This is a genomic window from Microcoleus sp. AT3-A2 (assembly GCF_036705685.1).
In the GTDB taxonomy this organism is placed as follows: Bacteria; Cyanobacteriota; Cyanobacteriia; order Cyanobacteriales; family Microcoleaceae; genus Microcoleus.
In genome coordinates, this window is record NZ_JAUBVF010000013.1 from 122354 (window position 1) to 140162 (window position 17809).

At 44.8% G+C, this 17809-nt stretch carries 17 protein-coding genes; 7 read left to right on the forward strand and 10 right to left on the reverse strand.

From position 1 onward, the window contains the following. Positions 1-25: 25 nt before the first annotated feature. Together QUB37_RS10850 and QUB37_RS10855 are read right to left on the reverse strand one after the other, a co-directional pair. Positions 26-1153, reverse strand: coding sequence for an esterase-like activity of phytase family protein (locus QUB37_RS10850; RefSeq protein WP_333161739.1), 1128 nt, complete (start codon positions 1151-1153; stop codon positions 26-28). An 88-nt stretch (positions 1154-1241) separates the two neighbouring features. Next, positions 1242-3122 (reverse strand): TM0106 family RecB-like putative nuclease, encoded by a 1881-nt coding sequence (locus QUB37_RS10855; RefSeq protein WP_333161741.1) that lies wholly within the window; start codon positions 3120-3122, stop codon positions 1242-1244. A gap of 94 nt (positions 3123-3216) precedes the next feature. Between QUB37_RS10855 and QUB37_RS10860 the strand changes: the two genes are divergently transcribed. Next, positions 3217-4383 carry an aminotransferase class V-fold PLP-dependent enzyme gene (locus tag QUB37_RS10860; RefSeq protein ID WP_333161743.1) on the forward strand — a complete coding sequence of 389 codons (1167 nt, stop codon included), beginning with the start codon at positions 3217-3219 and terminating at the stop codon, positions 4381-4383. A 17-nt stretch (positions 4384-4400) separates the two neighbouring features. On the opposite strand, the gene QUB37_RS10865 is transcribed toward QUB37_RS10860, so the two are convergent. The 5 genes from QUB37_RS10865 to QUB37_RS10885 form a co-directional block, all read right to left on the reverse strand. Then, the gene (locus QUB37_RS10865; RefSeq protein WP_333161745.1) at positions 4401-4712 is read right to left on the reverse strand and encodes a DUF433 domain-containing protein; all 312 of its coding nucleotides are present in this window, start codon (positions 4710-4712) and stop codon (positions 4401-4403) included. A gap of 26 nt (positions 4713-4738) precedes the next feature. Next, positions 4739-5011 carry a DUF433 domain-containing protein gene (locus QUB37_RS10870; RefSeq protein WP_333161747.1) on the reverse strand — a complete coding sequence of 91 codons (273 nt, stop codon included), beginning with the start codon at positions 5009-5011 and terminating at the stop codon, positions 4739-4741. 12 nt (positions 5012-5023) lie between these two features. Beyond that, on the reverse strand, positions 5024-5581 hold the full coding sequence (locus tag QUB37_RS10875) for a hypothetical protein (protein WP_333161749.1): 558 nt from the start codon (positions 5579-5581) through the stop codon (positions 5024-5026). Positions 5582-5590: 9 nt separating this feature from the next. After that, entirely contained in the window at positions 5591-6979 is a 1389-nt protein-coding gene (locus tag QUB37_RS10880; protein WP_333161751.1) for a ParA family protein, read from the reverse strand. Between the two features lie 123 nt (positions 6980-7102). Then, on the reverse strand, positions 7103-8353 hold the full coding sequence (locus tag QUB37_RS10885) for a ferrochelatase (RefSeq protein ID WP_333161753.1): 1251 nt from the start codon (positions 8351-8353) through the stop codon (positions 7103-7105). 579 nt (positions 8354-8932) lie between these two features. Here QUB37_RS10885 and QUB37_RS10890 point away from each other — a divergent pair. The 4 genes from QUB37_RS10890 to QUB37_RS10905 all read left to right on the forward strand — a co-directional run bounded on the left by QUB37_RS10890 (position 8933) and on the right by QUB37_RS10905 (position 12628). Next, a complete protein-coding gene (locus QUB37_RS10890) occupies positions 8933-9517 on the forward strand; it encodes a hypothetical protein (protein WP_333161754.1) in 585 nt (194 codons plus the stop codon). After that, the gene (locus QUB37_RS10895; protein WP_333161756.1) at positions 9510-10235 is read left to right on the forward strand and encodes a DUF3120 domain-containing protein; all 726 of its coding nucleotides are present in this window, start codon (positions 9510-9512) and stop codon (positions 10233-10235) included. Before QUB37_RS10890 ends, QUB37_RS10895 begins: the two co-directional genes overlap by 8 nt. 194 nt (positions 10236-10429) lie before the next feature. After that, on the forward strand, positions 10430-11278 hold the full coding sequence (locus QUB37_RS10900) for an alpha/beta hydrolase (protein WP_333161759.1): 849 nt from the start codon (positions 10430-10432) through the stop codon (positions 11276-11278). Positions 11279-11386: 108 nt separating this feature from the next. Then, on the forward strand, positions 11387-12628 hold the full coding sequence (locus QUB37_RS10905; protein ID WP_333161761.1) for a pentapeptide repeat-containing protein: 1242 nt from the start codon (positions 11387-11389) through the stop codon (positions 12626-12628). Positions 12629-12961: 333 nt separating this feature from the next. Here QUB37_RS10905 and QUB37_RS10910 read toward each other — a convergent pair whose 3' ends face one another. From QUB37_RS10910 to ggt, 3 genes are all read right to left on the reverse strand, one after another. Beyond that, positions 12962-13129 (reverse strand): hypothetical protein, encoded by a 168-nt coding sequence (locus tag QUB37_RS10910; RefSeq protein WP_333161763.1) that lies wholly within the window; start codon positions 13127-13129, stop codon positions 12962-12964. Beyond that, positions 13113-13991, reverse strand: a complete 879-nt coding sequence (locus QUB37_RS10915; RefSeq protein ID WP_333161764.1) for a choice-of-anchor L family PEP-CTERM protein — start codon at positions 13989-13991, stop codon at positions 13113-13115. Before QUB37_RS10915 ends, QUB37_RS10910 begins: the two co-directional genes overlap by 17 nt. A gap of 596 nt (positions 13992-14587) precedes the next feature. Next, positions 14588-16318 (reverse strand): gamma-glutamyltransferase, encoded by a 1731-nt coding sequence (ggt, locus tag QUB37_RS10920; protein WP_333161766.1) that lies wholly within the window; start codon positions 16316-16318, stop codon positions 14588-14590. 795 nt (positions 16319-17113) lie between these two features. Between ggt and QUB37_RS10925 the strand changes: the two genes are divergently transcribed. Further along, complete coding sequence (locus QUB37_RS10925) at positions 17114-17689, forward strand: winged helix-turn-helix domain-containing protein (protein ID WP_333161768.1); 576 nt, start codon at positions 17114-17116, stop codon at positions 17687-17689. After that, positions 17650-17809 (forward strand): transposase (locus QUB37_RS10930; protein ID WP_333161780.1); only part of this gene is annotated, 160 nt, incomplete at its 3' end. The genes QUB37_RS10925 and QUB37_RS10930, both read left to right, overlap by 40 nt.

Genomic DNA, 17809 nt, shown 5'->3' on the forward strand with positions numbered 1-17809 from the left:
ATTATGCCTATAACTTCACCTTTTGTCAAGAGGTTTTTTGAACTTTTATTTGGAAGCCCAAAAATTGAGTCTCTTGCAGGGGACTGAAGTTGTTGTCGCTCACCAAAATCAGATCTCTGCTACCATCGCCTAACACCGGGCCTAATGTCAAGCCCTCAATGTTATCTAGGGGAATTTTCAGGGTTTCCAAATCCAGCAGCAGGCGTTTTTGAGCGGGAGAAACCTCGCTGAGACGGCTTTGGAGGCTTTCGAGTGCTTCAATACGATCGCTCTTTTCCAAGGAAATCTCAAATAGTTTAACAGTAACTCCGGTTTCCAGGGAGAAAGCACGCTCTAAACTCAGCAAACGGTTATAGTCGATCGCCACCAAATCCACTAAACCGTTGCTAGTTAATTTTCCCACAGGATTTGCACCAGCGGGTAGCGGTTCGGTGATGTAGAGAAACGAGGCTTCTGGATTGGCGCTCACCGCATCGTAGCGCAAAATCCGGCACGGGCTCCCGGTTTCCAGGGAAGGTACAGCGCCATCTTGAACTATAGCGTTTTCGGTAGCCGTGAATAGATATTTGCGATCGGGCGTTAAAGTCAAACTTTCAAATGATAGGTTGTTGCGGATGCCTTTACTACCTTTGTCGTCGGGCAAAAATAGTTCAGGAATTGCCAGCGTTTTCAGGAGTTTACCATCGAGAGAGAACTCTTTGATGAAAGGATTGATGTTGCGATCAACATCTCCCTCAGAAGAAACAAACACGCTATTGCCAGTAAAAACTATCCCTTCCGGATCTAAACTTAATTCAGGAAAACCTTTGCCGTTTTCATCTAATAAAGTAGTGACACCAGTAAAAGTAATTTTTTCTTTTTCCAGTTTACCAGATTGCAAGTTGATTTTGAGAGTATAGAAGCGCGCCGGAGCCTTGCTGCTGCGGTCATCAGAAATGGCATAATAAACTTGTTTGTCGGCATCATAAGTAATGCCCGAAAGTCCGCCAATTTCCGTACCCTGAAAAGGAGAACCTGTAGGAAATATTGCTCTGCCGATAAAATCTATTTTGGTAACGGCGAAAGATTTGGCTGACTGGTTTACCCAAATAGCAACAGTTGCTGCCATCAAAAAACAGACAATAAATATAGTTGCTTTTGCTAGCTTTCGCATTTTACCAATCAATACATGATTACCTATCTTATTGTTTCCTTTCTTCCTTCACGCCATTCGCGTCTTCGCTGTTCGTTAAATCTGAAAATCACGGCTCATGATTTAGCAAAAAATTGGTCAACCAATCTTTAACTACATAAGTAGCACGACAGTCGTCCTCATTGTAGCGGACGATCGCCTCCAAGAGCGATCGATCGCCAGTTTTGAGCCAATCGTCGTACCAGCAGACGCACTGAGCACCATTAGCCTTAGCATCTCGCCAGTCAAAACCCAGCCAGCGGGCAATTGGTTTGAGTGCGTAACTTTCCACCGGCATAATCGCCTTTTGCGTCACTTGTTTGTGAATATCTACAAACCGTTTCAGCACGGGTTTCCACAAATAAGCTGGAGTATTGTAAAGTTTAGCCAGTCGCTTAAAAGTCTTGACTTCGTAGTCGCAAAAATGGAAAATCGGAGCAATGGGATAAGCCCACATTAATTCTAAAAATTGCTCCCAAATTGCACCTTCCTCTGCTGCTGATTCTGCTAAAAAACCGTGGAATTTTTCCGTATTGTTGTACCTGTCAACAACTAAGACTCCGTGGAGGTAATCCAAGTTTAACTCGGGTTCTGCTTCAATATCAAAGTAGAGTTCGATTGGGGCGATCGGCAAAAAGACAGATTGGGAATAGGGAATTGGTTTCTTGCGGAGAATTGGCGCAGGTATAGAAGATGTCGCAGGTTTATTTTCTCTAATTTTTACTTCCTCAACTGCGATGTCATTCAAGATATTGTCTACAATATCTGGTACTATTTCAGATGAGTTAAGTTCTTCTGAATTCTCACTTCTACGTTCTTCTCGATCGTCAATCCCTGTATCCGCGTCAAAATCCGAGTCGTGCCTTCCTTCTTCCTTCTTCCCTCTTCCGACGGACATCGGACTGACATCCGTTACATCCGCTACATCCGTTACAGAATCCGTTGCCGAACTTCCTTCTTCCTTCTTCCTTCTTCCTTCTTCCCGCAACAGCGGTTGATTTAGCAAGTGAGATCTAGCTTGCTGCACCACATCAAAAGCAACTCTGTCGGGGAATTCGGGATACTCAGCAAGCAGTGCGGAACTAGCATTAGCGAGAGCTTCTACATCAGTAATTTCGAGAGTTTTTAGTCTAGCATAGCGGCTGGCAGTAACTCCCGGCAATAACGAAAGATGTTTAATAGATTCGGCGTCGGCGTGACAGATAGTATACCAACCGCAAAGATTGCACTTTTGCCGGGAAATGAACACCTCTGGTTTATCCCGATTTTCTATCATCTGAATGCAATCATCTAAAATCTCGAACATCTGAGGAGTTCGCTGGCCGAGATTCACCGAGTACAGCCCTTTTTTTCGCAGCATCAGCCACGCAGTATCGGGCATTGTTTCCTGTACGGAAGCTAAAACTTGGGCGTGAAAAGCTGCGATAATTTGATACTCTTGTTTTGGTCGCTTACTAAGCCAAATATCCGCAGTAATATAACTCCAATTGCCAAATTTTGATTTTCCAGGCTGTTTGATTAATAAGTGGGGGTGGCTGATTAGGGTAATGTTTGAAGAGGGAAGATTGGAGGAGGAAAGATGAACGGGAGTTTCGGGGATTTCGCCAAATTCTGGGAAATATTGACTGTCAATTCCTACCAGAGAAGTTGTTGCGCCGTTGGTTTGGCCGAATTCGCCCTGGATCAGAACTCCTCGGTAAATGCGATCGACCCCTTGCTGCATTAAACTCAATGTAGCGGCCGCGCCAGCTTCCCAATCCCCTCTAGGATAATATGGTTGTTGGTAAGTCTCGTGTTCCAAAGCTTGCTGCTGGTATGTGGCGCTGTCTCGCATCAGTTTCAGCAAAAAGTCGCTGGGGGGGTCTAGTTGTTTCCAGTCTCCACAAGTGTCTAAAAAAGCTCGGAGATGGCATCGCTGATAGGAAAGTAGCAGTTTGTCAGTTATTAACATTTAGTATTCGCAAGGCATAGAGTATCAGGCAAAAGGTATAAAATTCACAGCATTAGTTATTCAATATTAACGCTATCAATAATTCCCCAAAAAAATGACAAAGGACAATCACCGGCAACAATTCCCAGCTTTGGCCAATAAAGCTTATTTTAACTACGGCGGACAAGGGCCGCTGCCTGAGCCTGCTTTAGAGGCGATTTATGAGGCTTACAAACGGGTGCAGCTTGGGGGGCCGTTTTCGGGGGAGGTGGGGGCTTGGGTGATTCAGGAGGCGATGCTGACGCGACGTGCGATCGCATCTGAGTTGACCGTACCTCCTGAAACCATTGCCCTAACTGAAGATGTCACCGTCGGCTGCAATATTGCGCTGTGGGGCATTGACTGGAAAGCAGGCGACCATTTGCTGATTTCTGACTGCGAACACCCCGGCATTGTAGCTAGTGTAATGGAACTTCAGCGCCGTTTCAAGATTGAGGTTTCGATTTGTCCGTTGGTGGCTACTTTGAATGAAGGTGATCCGGTGGCCGTGATTGCTGATAGTTTGCGGCCAAATACTCGCTTGTTGGTTATCAGTCACATTTTGTGGAATACTGGCCAAGTTTTGCCTCTGGCTGAGATTGTGAAAGTATGTCATCAAACAAAAGTCAAAGTATTAGTTGATGCGGCTCAATCTGTGGGGGTTTTGCCTTTAAATTTGATTGAATCAGGGGTTGACTTTTATGCTTTTACTGGTCACAAATGGTGGTGCGGCCCGGAAGGTTTGGGCGGACTTTATGTGAGTGCGGAAGCTTTGGCAGATTTGCATCCGGTGTTTATCGGTTGGCGGGGAATTGTGACGGATGCTAATGCTAAGGTGCTTGGGTGGAAGTCTGGATCGCAGCGCTATGAAATTGCGACTTCGGCTTATCCTTTGTATGCGGGTTTGCGGAGTGCGATCGCCCTGCAACATGAATGGGGTACGATCGAGGAAAGGTATCCAGAAATTTGCCGTTTGAGTAAGTATCTCTGGGAGCGTTTGTCGGAACTTCCCGATGTGGAATGTTTGCGGAAATCTGCGCCGGAAGCTGGTTTGGTTTCGTTTCGATTAACTAACGGGATGCCGCACAAAAAGCTGGTCGATTTGTTGGAAAAACAGGGAATTATGGTAAGGACTATTCTTAATCCTGATTGTGTGCGGGCTTGTGTTCACTATTTTACAACTGAGGCGGAGATTGATAAGTTGGTTGGGGCGATCGCCATAGCGAAGTTTTCCTTTGAGTAAAACTTTAGCATTGGCAGTTATTCATTTTCAGCAAGCCACAGCTCGATTTCTTCTCGGTTGTGTTCGTAATAGTTCGCAACCGCTTGCAAATCTTGAAGGGTGAGTCCTGGATAATTATAGAGAAGTTCGGCTTCAGTTGCGCCCTGTTGTTGGTAGGCGATAATCGTCCAGACGGGAATGCGGGTATCGCGAATTCGCGCTGCACCGCCACAAATTCCTGGAGTTTTGTGAATGGGATGTTGAAGGGTTTGGACGAATTGCAGCGTTTGTGCTAGCAAGTCATCAGGCAGTGTTTCAATTGTTTGGAGAAGTTGTTCTTTGATGGTCATAATCGATATCCAGATGCAATAGCGGTTTACACATTAACAGCTTCGATAATTTGCTCAGTGGCAATAGAGGCATCTATTTCCTGAGAGTGGGCCGCATAAAAAGCGAAAACATCGTTCACTTGAGCTTCACTTAAATCATACTCAGTGGCAATTTGGTTTGGCGAAAAACCCCATTTCTGGGCTGCAAATACTATTGTTTGCACCTGCAAGCGAGTGCCGCGCAAAACGGGTACGAGTTCGCCACTAGCGCCACGCACATAGGTGATTTCAGGAAAAGCGCTATCGCCATTCTGTTTCATGGAAAATTGGTATTAATTAACGGTTAAAAAATCTGATATTACGGAAATTTTTGCTTTCCCGATTCCACATTTTAAAGTAGTCAAAAAGTTGAGATTTTTAGGCTTCTTGGTCTTCCTGTATTCCATGATAGCCTTGGCAGTTTTCAAGGAATTAACCTTGTCAAAACTAGGCTGTTGAGTTTTGACGCGCTCTAGTGCTTCCTGTATTTCTTGCTCGGAAGCGACAAGGATATTAGTTACTGCTATTGGCGAAGTAATAACCAGCCCAGCTTCTATTTGTACCTGTGCCAGCATTGGCTCATCAACAATGATGCACCAGACGAAATCCTTTTTAGCTAAACGGGCTCCATCTAATATCTGAGTATTGAAAACTGATTGGTAGTTGTCTTGATCTAATAGCTTAACTACAACAGGCAAAATGTTTTTTTCAGTTTTACTCAACTTCTCTGCTATGGCTTCGATTTGTTTGAAAGCTACATTTGACTTACCCTGAATAAACTTACATGGTAATTGTAAAACTTGTCCCAGTGGAATGTCAGTTGAGAATTCTTCTTCTTGAAAAATTGCCATAATTACCTGCTAATTATCGATAAAGTTGTGTTCGAGAAATACCTCTTGGGCAAGGCTTTTGTATAGTTTAGTAATGGGGGATTTGTGCCAGCAAATTACTGGTGCTTGTGAAAATTCTGCAACTTTAGTCTGAGCATAAATTTTTAACTCCGTCTTGTATGGCTTTCCAGTAAAGTTTAGTTGTTTGATTGTATTGTCGATGTGAGTCTGGAGAATGGTGCCCTTTTCAGCCGGACAATTGCTGAACACTAGACCAAGGTTCCAGGGAGCAATAGGCAATTTCCCATTCTGAACACTCAAATTTCTCAATTTAGGAATTAACCTGTCAACTCCTGCTGCATGATGCAGTGATTTTTTGTCATAATCCACAGGGATTAAAATAGTATCGCAAGAAGCTAGCATCCCCGCTGACAAGACATCTGGTGTAGGGGAAGCATCAATGAATATGTAGTCGTATTCGTCACTCAGCAGCTTAATAATTGTCTTGATGCATAACCTTTTGAGCGAGTCTGGCAAGTTAGGGTGATCTCGAAAACCTTTTAAGTCGTCCGCCTCTCCCGGCAGAACTGACAAGGAAAAAGGCTGGCTGTCAGTGGTAGGGAAATTGCGGACTTGGATGGCACTGCTCAAAATATCCTTGGCGATTTTGTCCTCTTTAAATTGAATTTTATCACTGCACTCCTTCAAGTAGTTCTTAACTATAATCTTGGCTTTCAGCCCTCTGGTTAAATCAGTTTGCGGGTCTAAGTCAATCAGCAAAACTTTCTTGCCTTCTGTAGCGAGTGCTGCACCTAGATTGATGGTGTTAGTTGTCTTTCCTACGCCTCCTTTCTGATTCCAAATGGCTGTTACCAAAGCCCGCTGAGGAGTCAAACAATACTCTAATTGACGCAAAAGCTTAGGAAAATTTGCTGCTGTCACTTTAATCACAGGAGTTAAAGGGAAAATCAGCCCGTCAACTCGTCGCCAAATTTGAAAGAAGTCACCATTAAATACCCATCCGTAAGCAGCCAGATACTCAAGCGGCACTTTTGTATTGTCGAGGTACTGCTTAATTCCATTATTTTTATTACTGCCGGGATAGCCTACCGCCTGTTTATAAAGCTGCTGCGGCTGGCAAAAATCGGAAAATCCGTCCTCTGGAGCGGCATGAAATAAGTTAGTACGCTTTTTAATTTCAACAACTATTCGAGGTGGCTTGTCTAATTCATTATATATTAAATAATCGGGTTTTAAGCCTGTTCCAGCACCTAAATTTCCAGTTGTTATCTGATTGAAGTTAAGACCTATAGCATCCCAGATCAAGGGCATTAAGTTCATTGCCAGATCGGCTTCTGAGTAGTTACTCGGTAGAGATTGCCAGCGATTTATTACTAGGTCAGTAAGACTGCTTCCCATTTTTCTCTAACCCCAACAAGATTGTGGCTGCCATTGTTAAGTTTTACAGTAACATAAATTAATAAAGGAAATCGCCCCTTCTCTAAAAAAAGCAAGGGGCGATCGACTTTTTAACTCAATTAATTAATGACTGTGCCCGTGCCCGCCATGAGAATGCCCGTGTCCTTCGTGAGAATGCCCGTGCCCGCCATGAGAATGCCCGTGATCACCATGAGAATGACCGTGCCCGCCATGAGAATGACCGTGCCCTTCATGAGAATGCGCGTGTTCGCGGTGCGCTGCCGCCAAACTCGGATTAACAGCAACCGCAGTCTCACTCAACAACGCTTCAATCTGCGGATTTGCCCACTCGGCCGCCATTTTCAGAAACTCTGGATGGTCGTTAACGCAAGGCAATTTGCGGTAAGTAATTCCTTGACGCTGTTTCTGCAAAGACTCAATAATGTGGTCTACATCTAACAAAGTTTCGTGATTTTCTGTCGCAAACCCGATCGGCATAAAGACGATCGCAGTTGCACCCAAATCGATCAAATTCTTCGCAGCCAACGTCGCATCCGGCTGCGTCCATTCAATCAGCGGTGTGTCGTGATTCAGCCAACCCACCGAAATCAAAGGATAGCGATACATCAAACGTTCGCGCACGCGATCGTACAAAGCTTGACTTTCCACAATACCCGAAGTAAAGCCCTTCGCCTTGTGCGGACAACCGTGATTCATCAGCACAATTCCAATCTGAGAAGGCAAATGCGCTACAGCTAAATCGTTCTTAATTTCCTCTTCAACCAAATCCGCCATTAGCTGGATGTAAGCAGGTTCATCGTAAAAAGAAGGAATGTAGCGCTGTCCTTTTACCCAATGTTCCTTACCATCAAAGGTTTGTGCTAAAGCTTTATTCACCTGTTCGACTGCAATGCCGCTGGTGAAAACAGAATCAACTACCAACAGCGGATAAATCAGAATTTTGTCAAATCCTTCTGCTTGAATTTGAGGGATTACTTGTTCCGGCAAAAACGGCGCGCAAAAGTTAAAAGCTTTGAACACTTTTACTTTATCGCCCCATTTCTCCTGTAAATTCTTTTCAATCCCAGCGCGCTGCTGTTCAAAAATTGCATTGTGCGGCGAAACGAATTGACCGTGTTGGTGACTCCACTCGTGCAAGTCAAAGATTGCTAAAATCTTCGCCAGCGGCGGATAAATCCAAAGCGGTACTGGCGCAAACTTTGCCGTAAGCAAATTTAAAGCTTGTTCGTTGTAGTTGGCAAAATCGTCGTAGCTTTCGACTTCGCCGTAACCCATCAGCAATACAGCAACCCGATCGTTACTTGCGGGTGCTGCAGATGTTTTAGACTCGATTTTTTCTGGAGAAGCAACCACTTTGTATTCCTCAATTTTATTTATTCTAAGAGATCCAGGCAGGATGAAGGGTGAATGGGAGATTTTTCATTGTTTGCGATCGCACGACTGACGTGCGCGGGGCTGATTCCCGGTTTCTGCGCCCATACTTCCCGGTCAAACCTCTTATTTATCCTAGAAACCGGATTGATGAGCATCAGTCCTAAGTGGGTTTTTTGACCCTGACCCGAAATTTGTAGGGCAGCTAAGCTGGCAGGCCTCTAATTTTCACAATCCTGTTTCTTTAAGCTTTTGTGGGGTCGGCTTCGACGCCGCCAAAAAAGTTAAATCTAAATACAGAACTGCTTAAAACTAGAATCAGGCTTTGCTAAGCTTGACAGGGAATGGGGTCGGGGGGGATAAGTTTTATGTTTTCTTAAGACTCCCTGACCTTGCCTCAGATTAATGCGGTTTGGAGCGTTCCCAGCTTTTAACATAGGGGGATACTCTTCAAACTTGACTCTATTATAAGTTTAACACCCTATCCCCTGGGGTAGTATATGATATAGTAGCTATATGATAAAGTTATGTTGCGAAGTATATTAACTTTCTTGACGAACTATGAGACTGGTAATTTGCCCCGGAGTCCACGAACCAAAGCTAACCGACTGTTTCCTGACGGGACTTTCGGGGCTTTGGGGACTGGCTGCCGATCGCCAAAACCAGCAAATAGTCGATCGTGTCAAGATTTTTCCCGCTCATAAATATCCGCCTTTTTCAGCTATTGACATATTGCATTTTTTGTGCATGGAAGAGTTAGCAGGAGAAAGTCTAGTATTTGTCAGCTTTTCGGCAGGAGTAGCCGGGGCGATCGGGGCGGCTTGGATGTGGCAGCAACTCGGCGGCAAAGTCGGGGCTTTTTTTGCCTTAGACGGTTGGGGAGTACCCCTGGCGGGCAATTTTCCCATCCACCGAATCAGCCACGATCGATTTACGCACTGGAGTTCGGCAATTATCGGCAGCGGTGGAGAGAGCTTTTATGCAGATCCGCCGATCGAACATTTGGATTTATGGCGAGCTCCCCAAACGGCAAAAGGCTGGCACGTCAGCCACACCGCCGCCGGAATTGAGACTGTCGCACCCACAACCGCAGCAAAATTTTTAGTCCACCTATTGAAACAATACGGAGTCCAATCAGTTGTTTAATCTAAATTTAGTATCCTCAGCGATCGCACCTATTGCCACCATCGCCCGCCTCGACAATTCTGTCTCTTCAGGCGCAACAAACAGCCTCAAACAGTGGTTAATATTTAGCGCCTCAGCATTTTTAGTCTCAATTCCAGTCTTCGTGCAAGCACCCTTAGTGCGTTTATATCCAACCATCAGTTTGCTGTCAACTATCCCCTGGTTCGTTCTGAGTTTAATTCTAATTTTCCGGCCAAAAACACAACTTTGGGGAGATTTATTATTAGGATTTGCCGGATGTTGGCTCGCAGGTTCTATCTATTGGGGCTGGTTTAGATGGGAACCAATTTTACATCTACCTATAGAATCAATTGGCTTGCCTTTTGCTATTTGGTGCTTGGGCAAATCTTGGGGAAAAGTTGGCAGCTATTTTTACTTGGGTTCACTATTTGGCACTGCCATTACCGATTTATATTTTTACTTAACAGGGTTGATGCCCTACTGGCGGCAAGTTATGCACGCGGAACCGGAATTAGCTATGCCGATTTTTCAAAGTGCGATCGGTCAAATCGAAACTCCTTGGGGCATAGGCTGTGCTTTAGTTTTAATCGCTGTGTTGCTAACCGTAGGTTTGCTGAGTTTGCGCGGCACGAAACTGCACTGGCGCGCGTTTAGCGGCGCGGTGTTAAGCACGCTTTTAGTAGATGGTTTATTTTGGCTGGCTGCTTCTGCGGCTTAAGATTTATGATTGGTTCCTATGTTGGTAATTTTTGACCGCAGATGTGGGCGGATTGACGCAGATTAACGCAGATTTTTTGATAGATGTAGTCTTGAGATTCCTGACTTCTTTAAGAAGTCGGGAATTTTGGTATTCAGTGAACAATTATGAGTTAAAATCTAAAATCTAAAATCTAAGAATCCCAAATCAATATCATGTCTTTCATTTCAATTCGCGGTGTAGAACATTATTACGAGTGGATAACGGCAGATAACAGTGCCCAACCTAGCGGCAAACCCGTGATGGTATTTCTGCACGGCTGGGCGGGCTCAGCGCGCTACTGGGAAAGCACGGCACGGGCTATTGCTGATGATTTTGATTGTTTGCTTTATGATATGAGAGGTTTTGGCCGATCGCCCTTGCCGAAAGAGCCTCCTGAGTCCAGCTACGAACTCGAAACCTATGCCCACGACTTAGCGGAATTATTAGAATCTCTGAATTTAAGCCGCGTCTTTCTCAATGCTCACTCTACAGGTGCTTCAATTGCTACTTTATTTCTCAACCTTTACCCTGAAAAAGTAGAAAAAGCAATTCTCACTTGCAGCGGGATTTTTGAATACGATGAAAAAGCCTTTACAACTTTTCACAAATTCGGTGGCTATGTGGTAAAATTTAGACCATCTTGGCTGGCATCGATCCCTTTTGCCGATCGGCTATTTATGGCCCGGTTTTTGCGCCGTTCCCTGCCTACAGAGGTCAGTCTGGCGTTTCTCAAGGATTTTTTAATGGCAGACGAGCAAGCTGCTATAGGTACAATGGTGACGGCCGTCAGCAAAAGAGCAGCCGAGGAAATGCCCCAAGAATTTGCGCGGCTGAGTGTTCCCACGCTGCTTGTGGCCGGAGAATTCGACCAAATTATCCCCGCCGTCATGGGAGAGCAAGCGGCCTCCCTCAGCAAAAAAGTAGAATTTGTTATAATTCCGAATACGGCTCACTTTCCGATGCTGGAGGATGCCGCAACATACTTGCAGCGAATTCGAGAATTTTTGCCAGCAGCGGCTTAGCTGAGTTATTGTTCATCTAATGTACGATCGGACAAGCAAGCTTTGAGAACGGCTTTTGCTCCGATCTTAATTTTTAATTCCTAATTTCTTAATGCGAAAGGTGGTACAATGAACGACCTCGACCAATACTATAAAGTGCTGGGACTGTTGCCGGGAGCTTCCAGAGAAGAAATTAGCCAAGCCTACAAGGATTTAGCGTTCATTTGGCACCCCGATCGCATCCCCAAAGACAATCCCCGACTACTACAGAAAGCTGAAGAAAAGATTAAGGAAATTAATCAAGCTCGCGAACAATTGCGATCGATTCAACCAAGAGGTCAGAATCAGAACGTTCAGCACAAACATACTCAGCACAAAAACACCCAGCAACAAAACACCCAACACAAACACAGCCAGTACCAAAACACCCAGCAACAAAACGCTCAGTACAGAAACACTCAGCAACAAAACACCCAGCAACAAAATACTCAGTATAGAAACACTCAGCAACAAAACACCCAGCAACAAAATACTCAGTATAGAAACACTCAGCAACAAAATACCCAGCAACAAAATACCCAGTACAGAAATACTCAGCAACAAAATACCCAGCAACAAAATACTCAGTACAGAAATACTCAGCAACAAAATACCCAGCAACAAAATACCCAGCAACAAAACACCCAGCAACCCAATACTCAGTACCAAAACACTCAGTACCAAAACACTCAGCAACCCAATACTCAGTACCAAAACACTCAGTACCAAAACACTCAGTACAGAAATAGTCAGTATCCAAACACCCAGCACCAAAACACCCAGCCACCACCGGCCACCCCAAAAGAACCCCGCTACTCTTCTGAACCCTCTTCAGGAAAATATGCTGGAAATTATGCGGGAAACTATGGGGGAAACCCTGCAGGGCCCTATTCAGAGGCGTCCCGCTACCAATCGCAGCCACCGCCATCTCAGTCCTCTCAGTCTTACCGCCAAGCTGGGCCGCAAGCTCCCGATTTGAGCGGTTCAAACTTCAAAGGAGCTTCCTTAAAAGAAAAGGATTTTTCAGGAAGAAACTTGAGCAATGCAAACCTGAGTGAAGCCGACTTAAGTGATGCTTTTCTACACAACGTCAATCTCACAGGCGCGAATTTGCACCAAGCAAACTTGTTCAGGGCCAATTTGTTAGGAGCTTGTTTGATCAATGCCAACTTGAGAGAAACCAACTTAATCGGAGCCGATTTGAGCGGTGCTGACTTGAGCGGTGCTGACTTAACAGGAGCGAAAATCGGTTACGGCGATCGAGTTATGGTCAAACTTACTCGGACTACATTAACAGGTACAATCTTACCCGACGGTACTGTTCATAGCTAAATTATTTACTTTTTAGTGAGTGGGTATAGACGCGGGTTTTACCCGCAATATTTGCTGCAATTCCAAATACAAAAAAATCTGCCCTTTGCGAATTTGGGATAAAAACTTATATATTGTCTGCTAGAACAACCGCAATAAAATTGGTTCGTAGTGAGGGCATTAGTCGTCAGAATTGTATGAGGACTTGCATTCCTCGCTGCGTACCCATAATGCTTAAATTACTTGATATGATACTACGCGATCGCGATCGCACAAACCTAGTTTTTTTACCCGGTTCAAGAACGGCAGCGAGGTCTTTTCGTTCATCAAACCCCGTTTCTGTCTCCAACAGGGCTAATCTAGATTCATATTACAGCAACCGCCAAAATGGTTCCTGTTCTGTTTTTTCCTTCTTTCTTCTCCCTTCTTCCCTCTTTCTCCTTCTTCCCTTTTCCCTCTTCCTTCTTCCTTCTTCCCTCTTCCTTCTTCCTTCTTCCTTCCGTTATTAATTACTTCCGCCACGGCGATTGCGCAACTTTCGTCCAGCAGCCAGCATAGCGCCTCCCGCCATCAAACCCCCAATAGTCATCGGTTCGGGAACCGGCTCAGGTTGAACCGTCCCCACAGAACCGCCTTTAATAAATACAGCAGAATCTAACTTCCCATCGCCCACATCTTTAATGCGGATACTGAGAACATTCGTCTGATTTTTCTTGAGCAAACCCTCAAAACCTAAAACTTTAGTAAAACCGTCCAGCTTAATGATGTTAGCAGCAATACCTGTGAAACTTGGGTTGTCAATATAGTCGGGGTGATCTTTAGAGCGATTATTTGGATCTGGAACAAGATTATTAATCGTAACTGTTTTTCCGTCGCTCAATTTTGCCAAATTAGTGCCGTTCAGCAGCAGTTCAAAATCGTCATTATATTTAGAACCGCCGAACTCAGGAAACTCCTCAGAACCAAATACATATTGAAAGAATAACTTTTCAACCGTCCTATCAGCAAAAAAGCTGAGGTTTAGCTGAGTCAGATCCCCCTCTTCACCTTCAAACCCCAAGTCCGTGCTTAAATCGCTGTCCTTTTTCGTGAAGTTATCTTTCCGATTCTTACCCGGTATATCGGCGACTTTACCAGTGCTCAGAACAACACCTGATGTCAAACCGAAGGGGTCATTAGTGAAAGTACCAAAAGCAGCAGAATTACCCGTAATTGAAACAGAGAAATTACTCAAGCCGGCTGTATTAGTCCCCAATAAATTATTTTTTAAAGTCTCCGTGTTATTAGTTGCCCCTACCGAAAATGCCATTGCTGGCGCTGCCAACAAACTCAGAGCAGTAGTTAATGTAGCTGTTAAAGCAGCAATTTTGTGAGTGATTATCATAAATTTTTCCTGGAAGATACAAACCTGATCCTATGCACAACTTAATTTTTACATTATATAACTATCAATGTCTAGTACCTTTACAATAACTTTACACATAAGTGTATCTACGCTTTTTGTGGTTATTTTTTTTGTATTTCTTGGCAATTAGTCAGCCTATAAACCTCAGCGCAAAAATACGGATGCAAAAATACGCGTCCACAGACTAATAATTTCAGGACTTACGCACTGGAGACAAAAAAACCGGGTTTTGAAATCTTTTGCGAGAGCCAAAATGACTAATGACTCATGAAAGATGACTAATGACTCATGAAAGATGACTAATGACTCATGAAAGATGACTAATGACTCATGAAAGATGACTAATGACTAATAGCTAATGACTCATGACTAATAGCTAATGACTCATGAAAGATGACCTCGCCCAAAAAAACCATACAAGCCCCCGATTTCGGTCGTAGAGAGATCAAGTTTTTTGACCCTAGTTGAACATCTCAGATTCATCTCTGGAGTAAATCTAAAATTTTTCGACGCTCACGGGAATCGACGGCTCGCCGAACTCTAAAATCTAAAATCTCTAATCGACTGACTGATGACTAAAACCCCCTTGCTTCTCCTTCCCCGCGCCGATCGGCAGCCCCTTCCAACCAACCGTCTGCAGTCAAGACGATCGCATTGGCATTGCCCCAGCCGTCACGTTCGACAATCTGGTGTCCCCGCCGCCGCAACTCCGAAAGCGTCGCAGTCTCAAAACCTCCCTGTTCCACCATCAGGCGATCGGGCTGCCACTGGTGGTGTACGCGAGGTGCAGATACAGCATCGCCGACATTCATGTCGTAAACCAATACGTTCAGTACAATTTGCAGCACCGTGGTAATAATCGTGCTGCCTCCGGGAGCTCCCGCAGCGAGGCGAAATTTGCCATTTTCTGTCACGATGACCGGCGTCATGCTCGATAAAGGAGTTTTGCCCGGGGCGATCGAATTTGCCTCCCCGCCCACCAAACCAGACGACAAATTCGGCACTCCCGGCGCTGCGGCAAAATCGTCCATCTCGTTGTTGAGCAAAATTCCCGTACCCGCAGCCACCACCCCGGCCCCAAAACCGCCATTCACTGTAAACGTTAAGCTTACTACGTTGCGCTCTTTGTCAACTACCGTCAGGTGGGTAGTTTCGGGAGACTCCCACAGCAGACGGTTCAAAGTTTCAGCGTTAACAGCCTTTACCTCGCTGGAGGGTGTGGCTTTTGACATTTGGATTTGCGATCGTCTCAATTTGGCATAATTGCTGCTAGTCAGAGCTTTGACCGGTACACTCACAAAATCCGGGTCGCCCAAATACTCAGCCCTGTCAGCATAAGCAATCCTCATGCTCTCCGCCAGTAAATGTAACGTATCTGGACTTTGTCTCCCCAGCCTCTTGAGATCCGAATCTCCCAGAATATTTAAGATTTGCAACAAATGAACGCCACCGGAAGAAGGAGGGGACATCGCGCAAATTTCGTAAGTGCGAAAGTTGCCACAAACCGGATTTCGCCAAATCGGCGTATAGTTTTTCAAATCTTCCAGAGTGATAAGGCCGCCGTTTTTAGCCATATCGGCGGCGATCGCCCGCGCAATGTCCCCGGTATAAAAACTCTGCGGATTTTGTGCAATCTGCCGCAAAGTCCGCGCCAAATCCCGCTGCACCAAAAGCTCACCCGGCTGGTATAAAATGCCACCACGAGTAAAAACCTCCCGCGCCGCCCGGTTTTTTTTGAACACATCCTCTCGTCGCCCGGTAGCCGTGGTAAACCGCGAACTTACTGGAAAGCCATTTTCCGCCAGGGCGATCGCCGGCGCCACCACCGCAGCCCAAGGCAACTTACCATACTCGCGGTGCACCGTATAAAGTCCAGCAACAGTACCCGGAATACCCGCCGCCAAATGCCCGTCCCGACTTGCCCTTGGGCGCACCTTACCTTGCTTATCGAGGTACATATCCCGCGTCGCCCGTTTCGGAGATCGTTCCCGGAAATCCAGCGCTTGCACAGTCCCCGTTTCGGCCCGCCGCAGGAGCAAAAAACCCCCGCCGCCGATACCCGCCGAAAAAGGCTCCACCACAGAAATCGCCAAAGCCGTAGCCGCCGCCGCATCCACTGCATTGCCTCCCTGTTGCAGCACGGCCAGCCCCGCAGCGCTCGCCAGAGGGTGAGCTGAAACTGCCATCCCTTGTTTGCTGCGCTGTTGCTGCAAGGTTGCCTGTAGCTGCTGCTGGCAGCCACCCAACACCAAGACTGTTAGGCAACAAGTATAAATTTGGACTTTGCTCAAGAACTTTGGCAACATTTTTTACGGGTAAAGCGAGGGTTTTGTATAGTATAATTCTACGGTCGTCTTCCCTAAGACCTAACGGTACTGAGTTCAACCGCAGATAAATTACCTGTTATGGCAGAGGGGAAAACGATTTGACCCTGGGAGGCTCTCGCGGTACAAGAGGAAGAGAGAAATCAGGGACAGCTTAGGGCAATTTAATAATTAAACAAGTTTGAAAAATCATTTTTGTTGAGAAAATACAGATTTCACAAAAGCTGATGAACATAGAAAAACGGTGTTCTGGTTTATTGTAGGAAAAACTAAAGATGCAAATCATATAAAACCGTGTTCACAAAGCTTCTGAATTTTCAAATTATTTTTGTTTTTTAGCCTGGTTAAGCAACAGCAAAACAATCATTATTTTATGTGATGGCTATGCTAATCCAACACATATATCAATCCCTGCAAGTCGTATTTTTTTTACCCCACCCCAACCCTCCCCGAACCCGCTCGATCGGGAGTAAGAAATTCACCAATGATGCGAGGATTGCTATAGCAGAATTATTAATTAGAGCCGTTTTTGGGTAGGGCGGTTTCATTCTAGCTAGGGGCAATCCCCCGTGGTTTCCCCATGTTTAAAACGCCTGTGAAATCGTCTGCGGCGGGTAAGCATTCTTGGCACTACAAGAGTCAAATCGCGATTTTATTAATCATGAAACAGCCCTGTGTTTTTTGGGAGTTGTTCGACTGGTTAGTTAATCAATAAGCTGTTGTGCATTTAAAACGCATAGTGGTATAATATAACATAATGATATTCAGAAAAAGTGAATGCCTGCTAAAAATTTTCTAAGTTCCGAAACAAAGGAAACTCTTCAACAAGTATTAAAAGAGCATGATCATCCAGACATTCGGCAAAGGGCCTTAATTTTTTTGTTACTAAATAACGGAAATACACAAGCTCAAACTGCTGAACTAATTGGATGTTCTCTCAGAAAAGTAGCTTATTGGAGTATTCATGGTGATCCGGATCGATTAGATAGTTTTAAAGATGATAGGATGAAGGGTAACTACCGAAAAGCTACAGAAGAATACATTGATTTACTTCTAGAGACAATTGAAGTAGAACCTGAGAAATATGGCTATGAATTCGGGAGATGGACAACAGCTAGACTTGCCATATATTTAAAAGAGAAGACAGGAATTGAGCTGAGTAGTACCCAAGTAAGGAGAATCTTAAAATCAAAAAAGTATGTTTACCTTTGGGCTAAATACAGCTTAAAAGATAAGCAAGATGCCGTAGAAATGGGTTTATTTAAAGATAAATTAGATGAGTATTTAAAAATAGAAAAAAATCTCCAAACCTATTGCAGATATGGTTTTGGAGCGAAAGTGGATTTAGTTTAAGAGTAATCAGAAGGAAAAACTGGTGTAAAAAGGGGACTCGAAGTAATAAAAGAGGAGACCGACGAAAAGGTCGTATTAATGTTATGGGTGGAGTGAGATACTCAGACAAAAAAAGATGGG

What these genes read in the sequence shown, in the direction of transcription:
- QUB37_RS10850 (WP_333161739.1), bottom strand. Translation starts at nt 1,153, where the DNA reads ATGCGAAAGCTAGCAAAAGCAACTATATTTATTGTCTGTTTTTTGATG.
- QUB37_RS10855 (WP_333161741.1), bottom strand. Translation starts at nt 3,122, where the DNA reads ATGTTAATAACTGACAAACTGCTACTTTCCTATCAGCGATGCCATCTC.
- QUB37_RS10860 (WP_333161743.1), top strand. Translation starts at nt 3,217, where the DNA reads ATGACAAAGGACAATCACCGGCAACAATTCCCAGCTTTGGCCAATAAA.
- QUB37_RS10865 (WP_333161745.1), bottom strand. Translation starts at nt 4,712, where the DNA reads ATGACCATCAAAGAACAACTTCTCCAAACAATTGAAACACTGCCTGAT.
- QUB37_RS10870 (WP_333161747.1), bottom strand. Translation starts at nt 5,011, where the DNA reads ATGAAACAGAATGGCGATAGCGCTTTTCCTGAAATCACCTATGTGCGT.
- QUB37_RS10875 (WP_333161749.1), bottom strand. Translation starts at nt 5,581, where the DNA reads ATGGCAATTTTTCAAGAAGAAGAATTCTCAACTGACATTCCACTGGGA.
- QUB37_RS10880 (WP_333161751.1), bottom strand. Translation starts at nt 6,979, where the DNA reads ATGGGAAGCAGTCTTACTGACCTAGTAATAAATCGCTGGCAATCTCTA.
- QUB37_RS10890 (WP_333161754.1), top strand. Translation starts at nt 8,933, where the DNA reads ATGAGACTGGTAATTTGCCCCGGAGTCCACGAACCAAAGCTAACCGAC.
- QUB37_RS10900 (WP_333161759.1), top strand. Translation starts at nt 10,430, where the DNA reads ATGTCTTTCATTTCAATTCGCGGTGTAGAACATTATTACGAGTGGATA.
- QUB37_RS10905 (WP_333161761.1), top strand. Translation starts at nt 11,387, where the DNA reads ATGAACGACCTCGACCAATACTATAAAGTGCTGGGACTGTTGCCGGGA.
- QUB37_RS10915 (WP_333161764.1), bottom strand. Translation starts at nt 13,991, where the DNA reads ATGATAATCACTCACAAAATTGCTGCTTTAACAGCTACATTAACTACT.
- ggt (WP_333161766.1), bottom strand. Translation starts at nt 16,318, where the DNA reads ATGTTGCCAAAGTTCTTGAGCAAAGTCCAAATTTATACTTGTTGCCTA.
- QUB37_RS10925 (WP_333161768.1), top strand. Translation starts at nt 17,114, where the DNA reads ATGCCTGCTAAAAATTTTCTAAGTTCCGAAACAAAGGAAACTCTTCAA.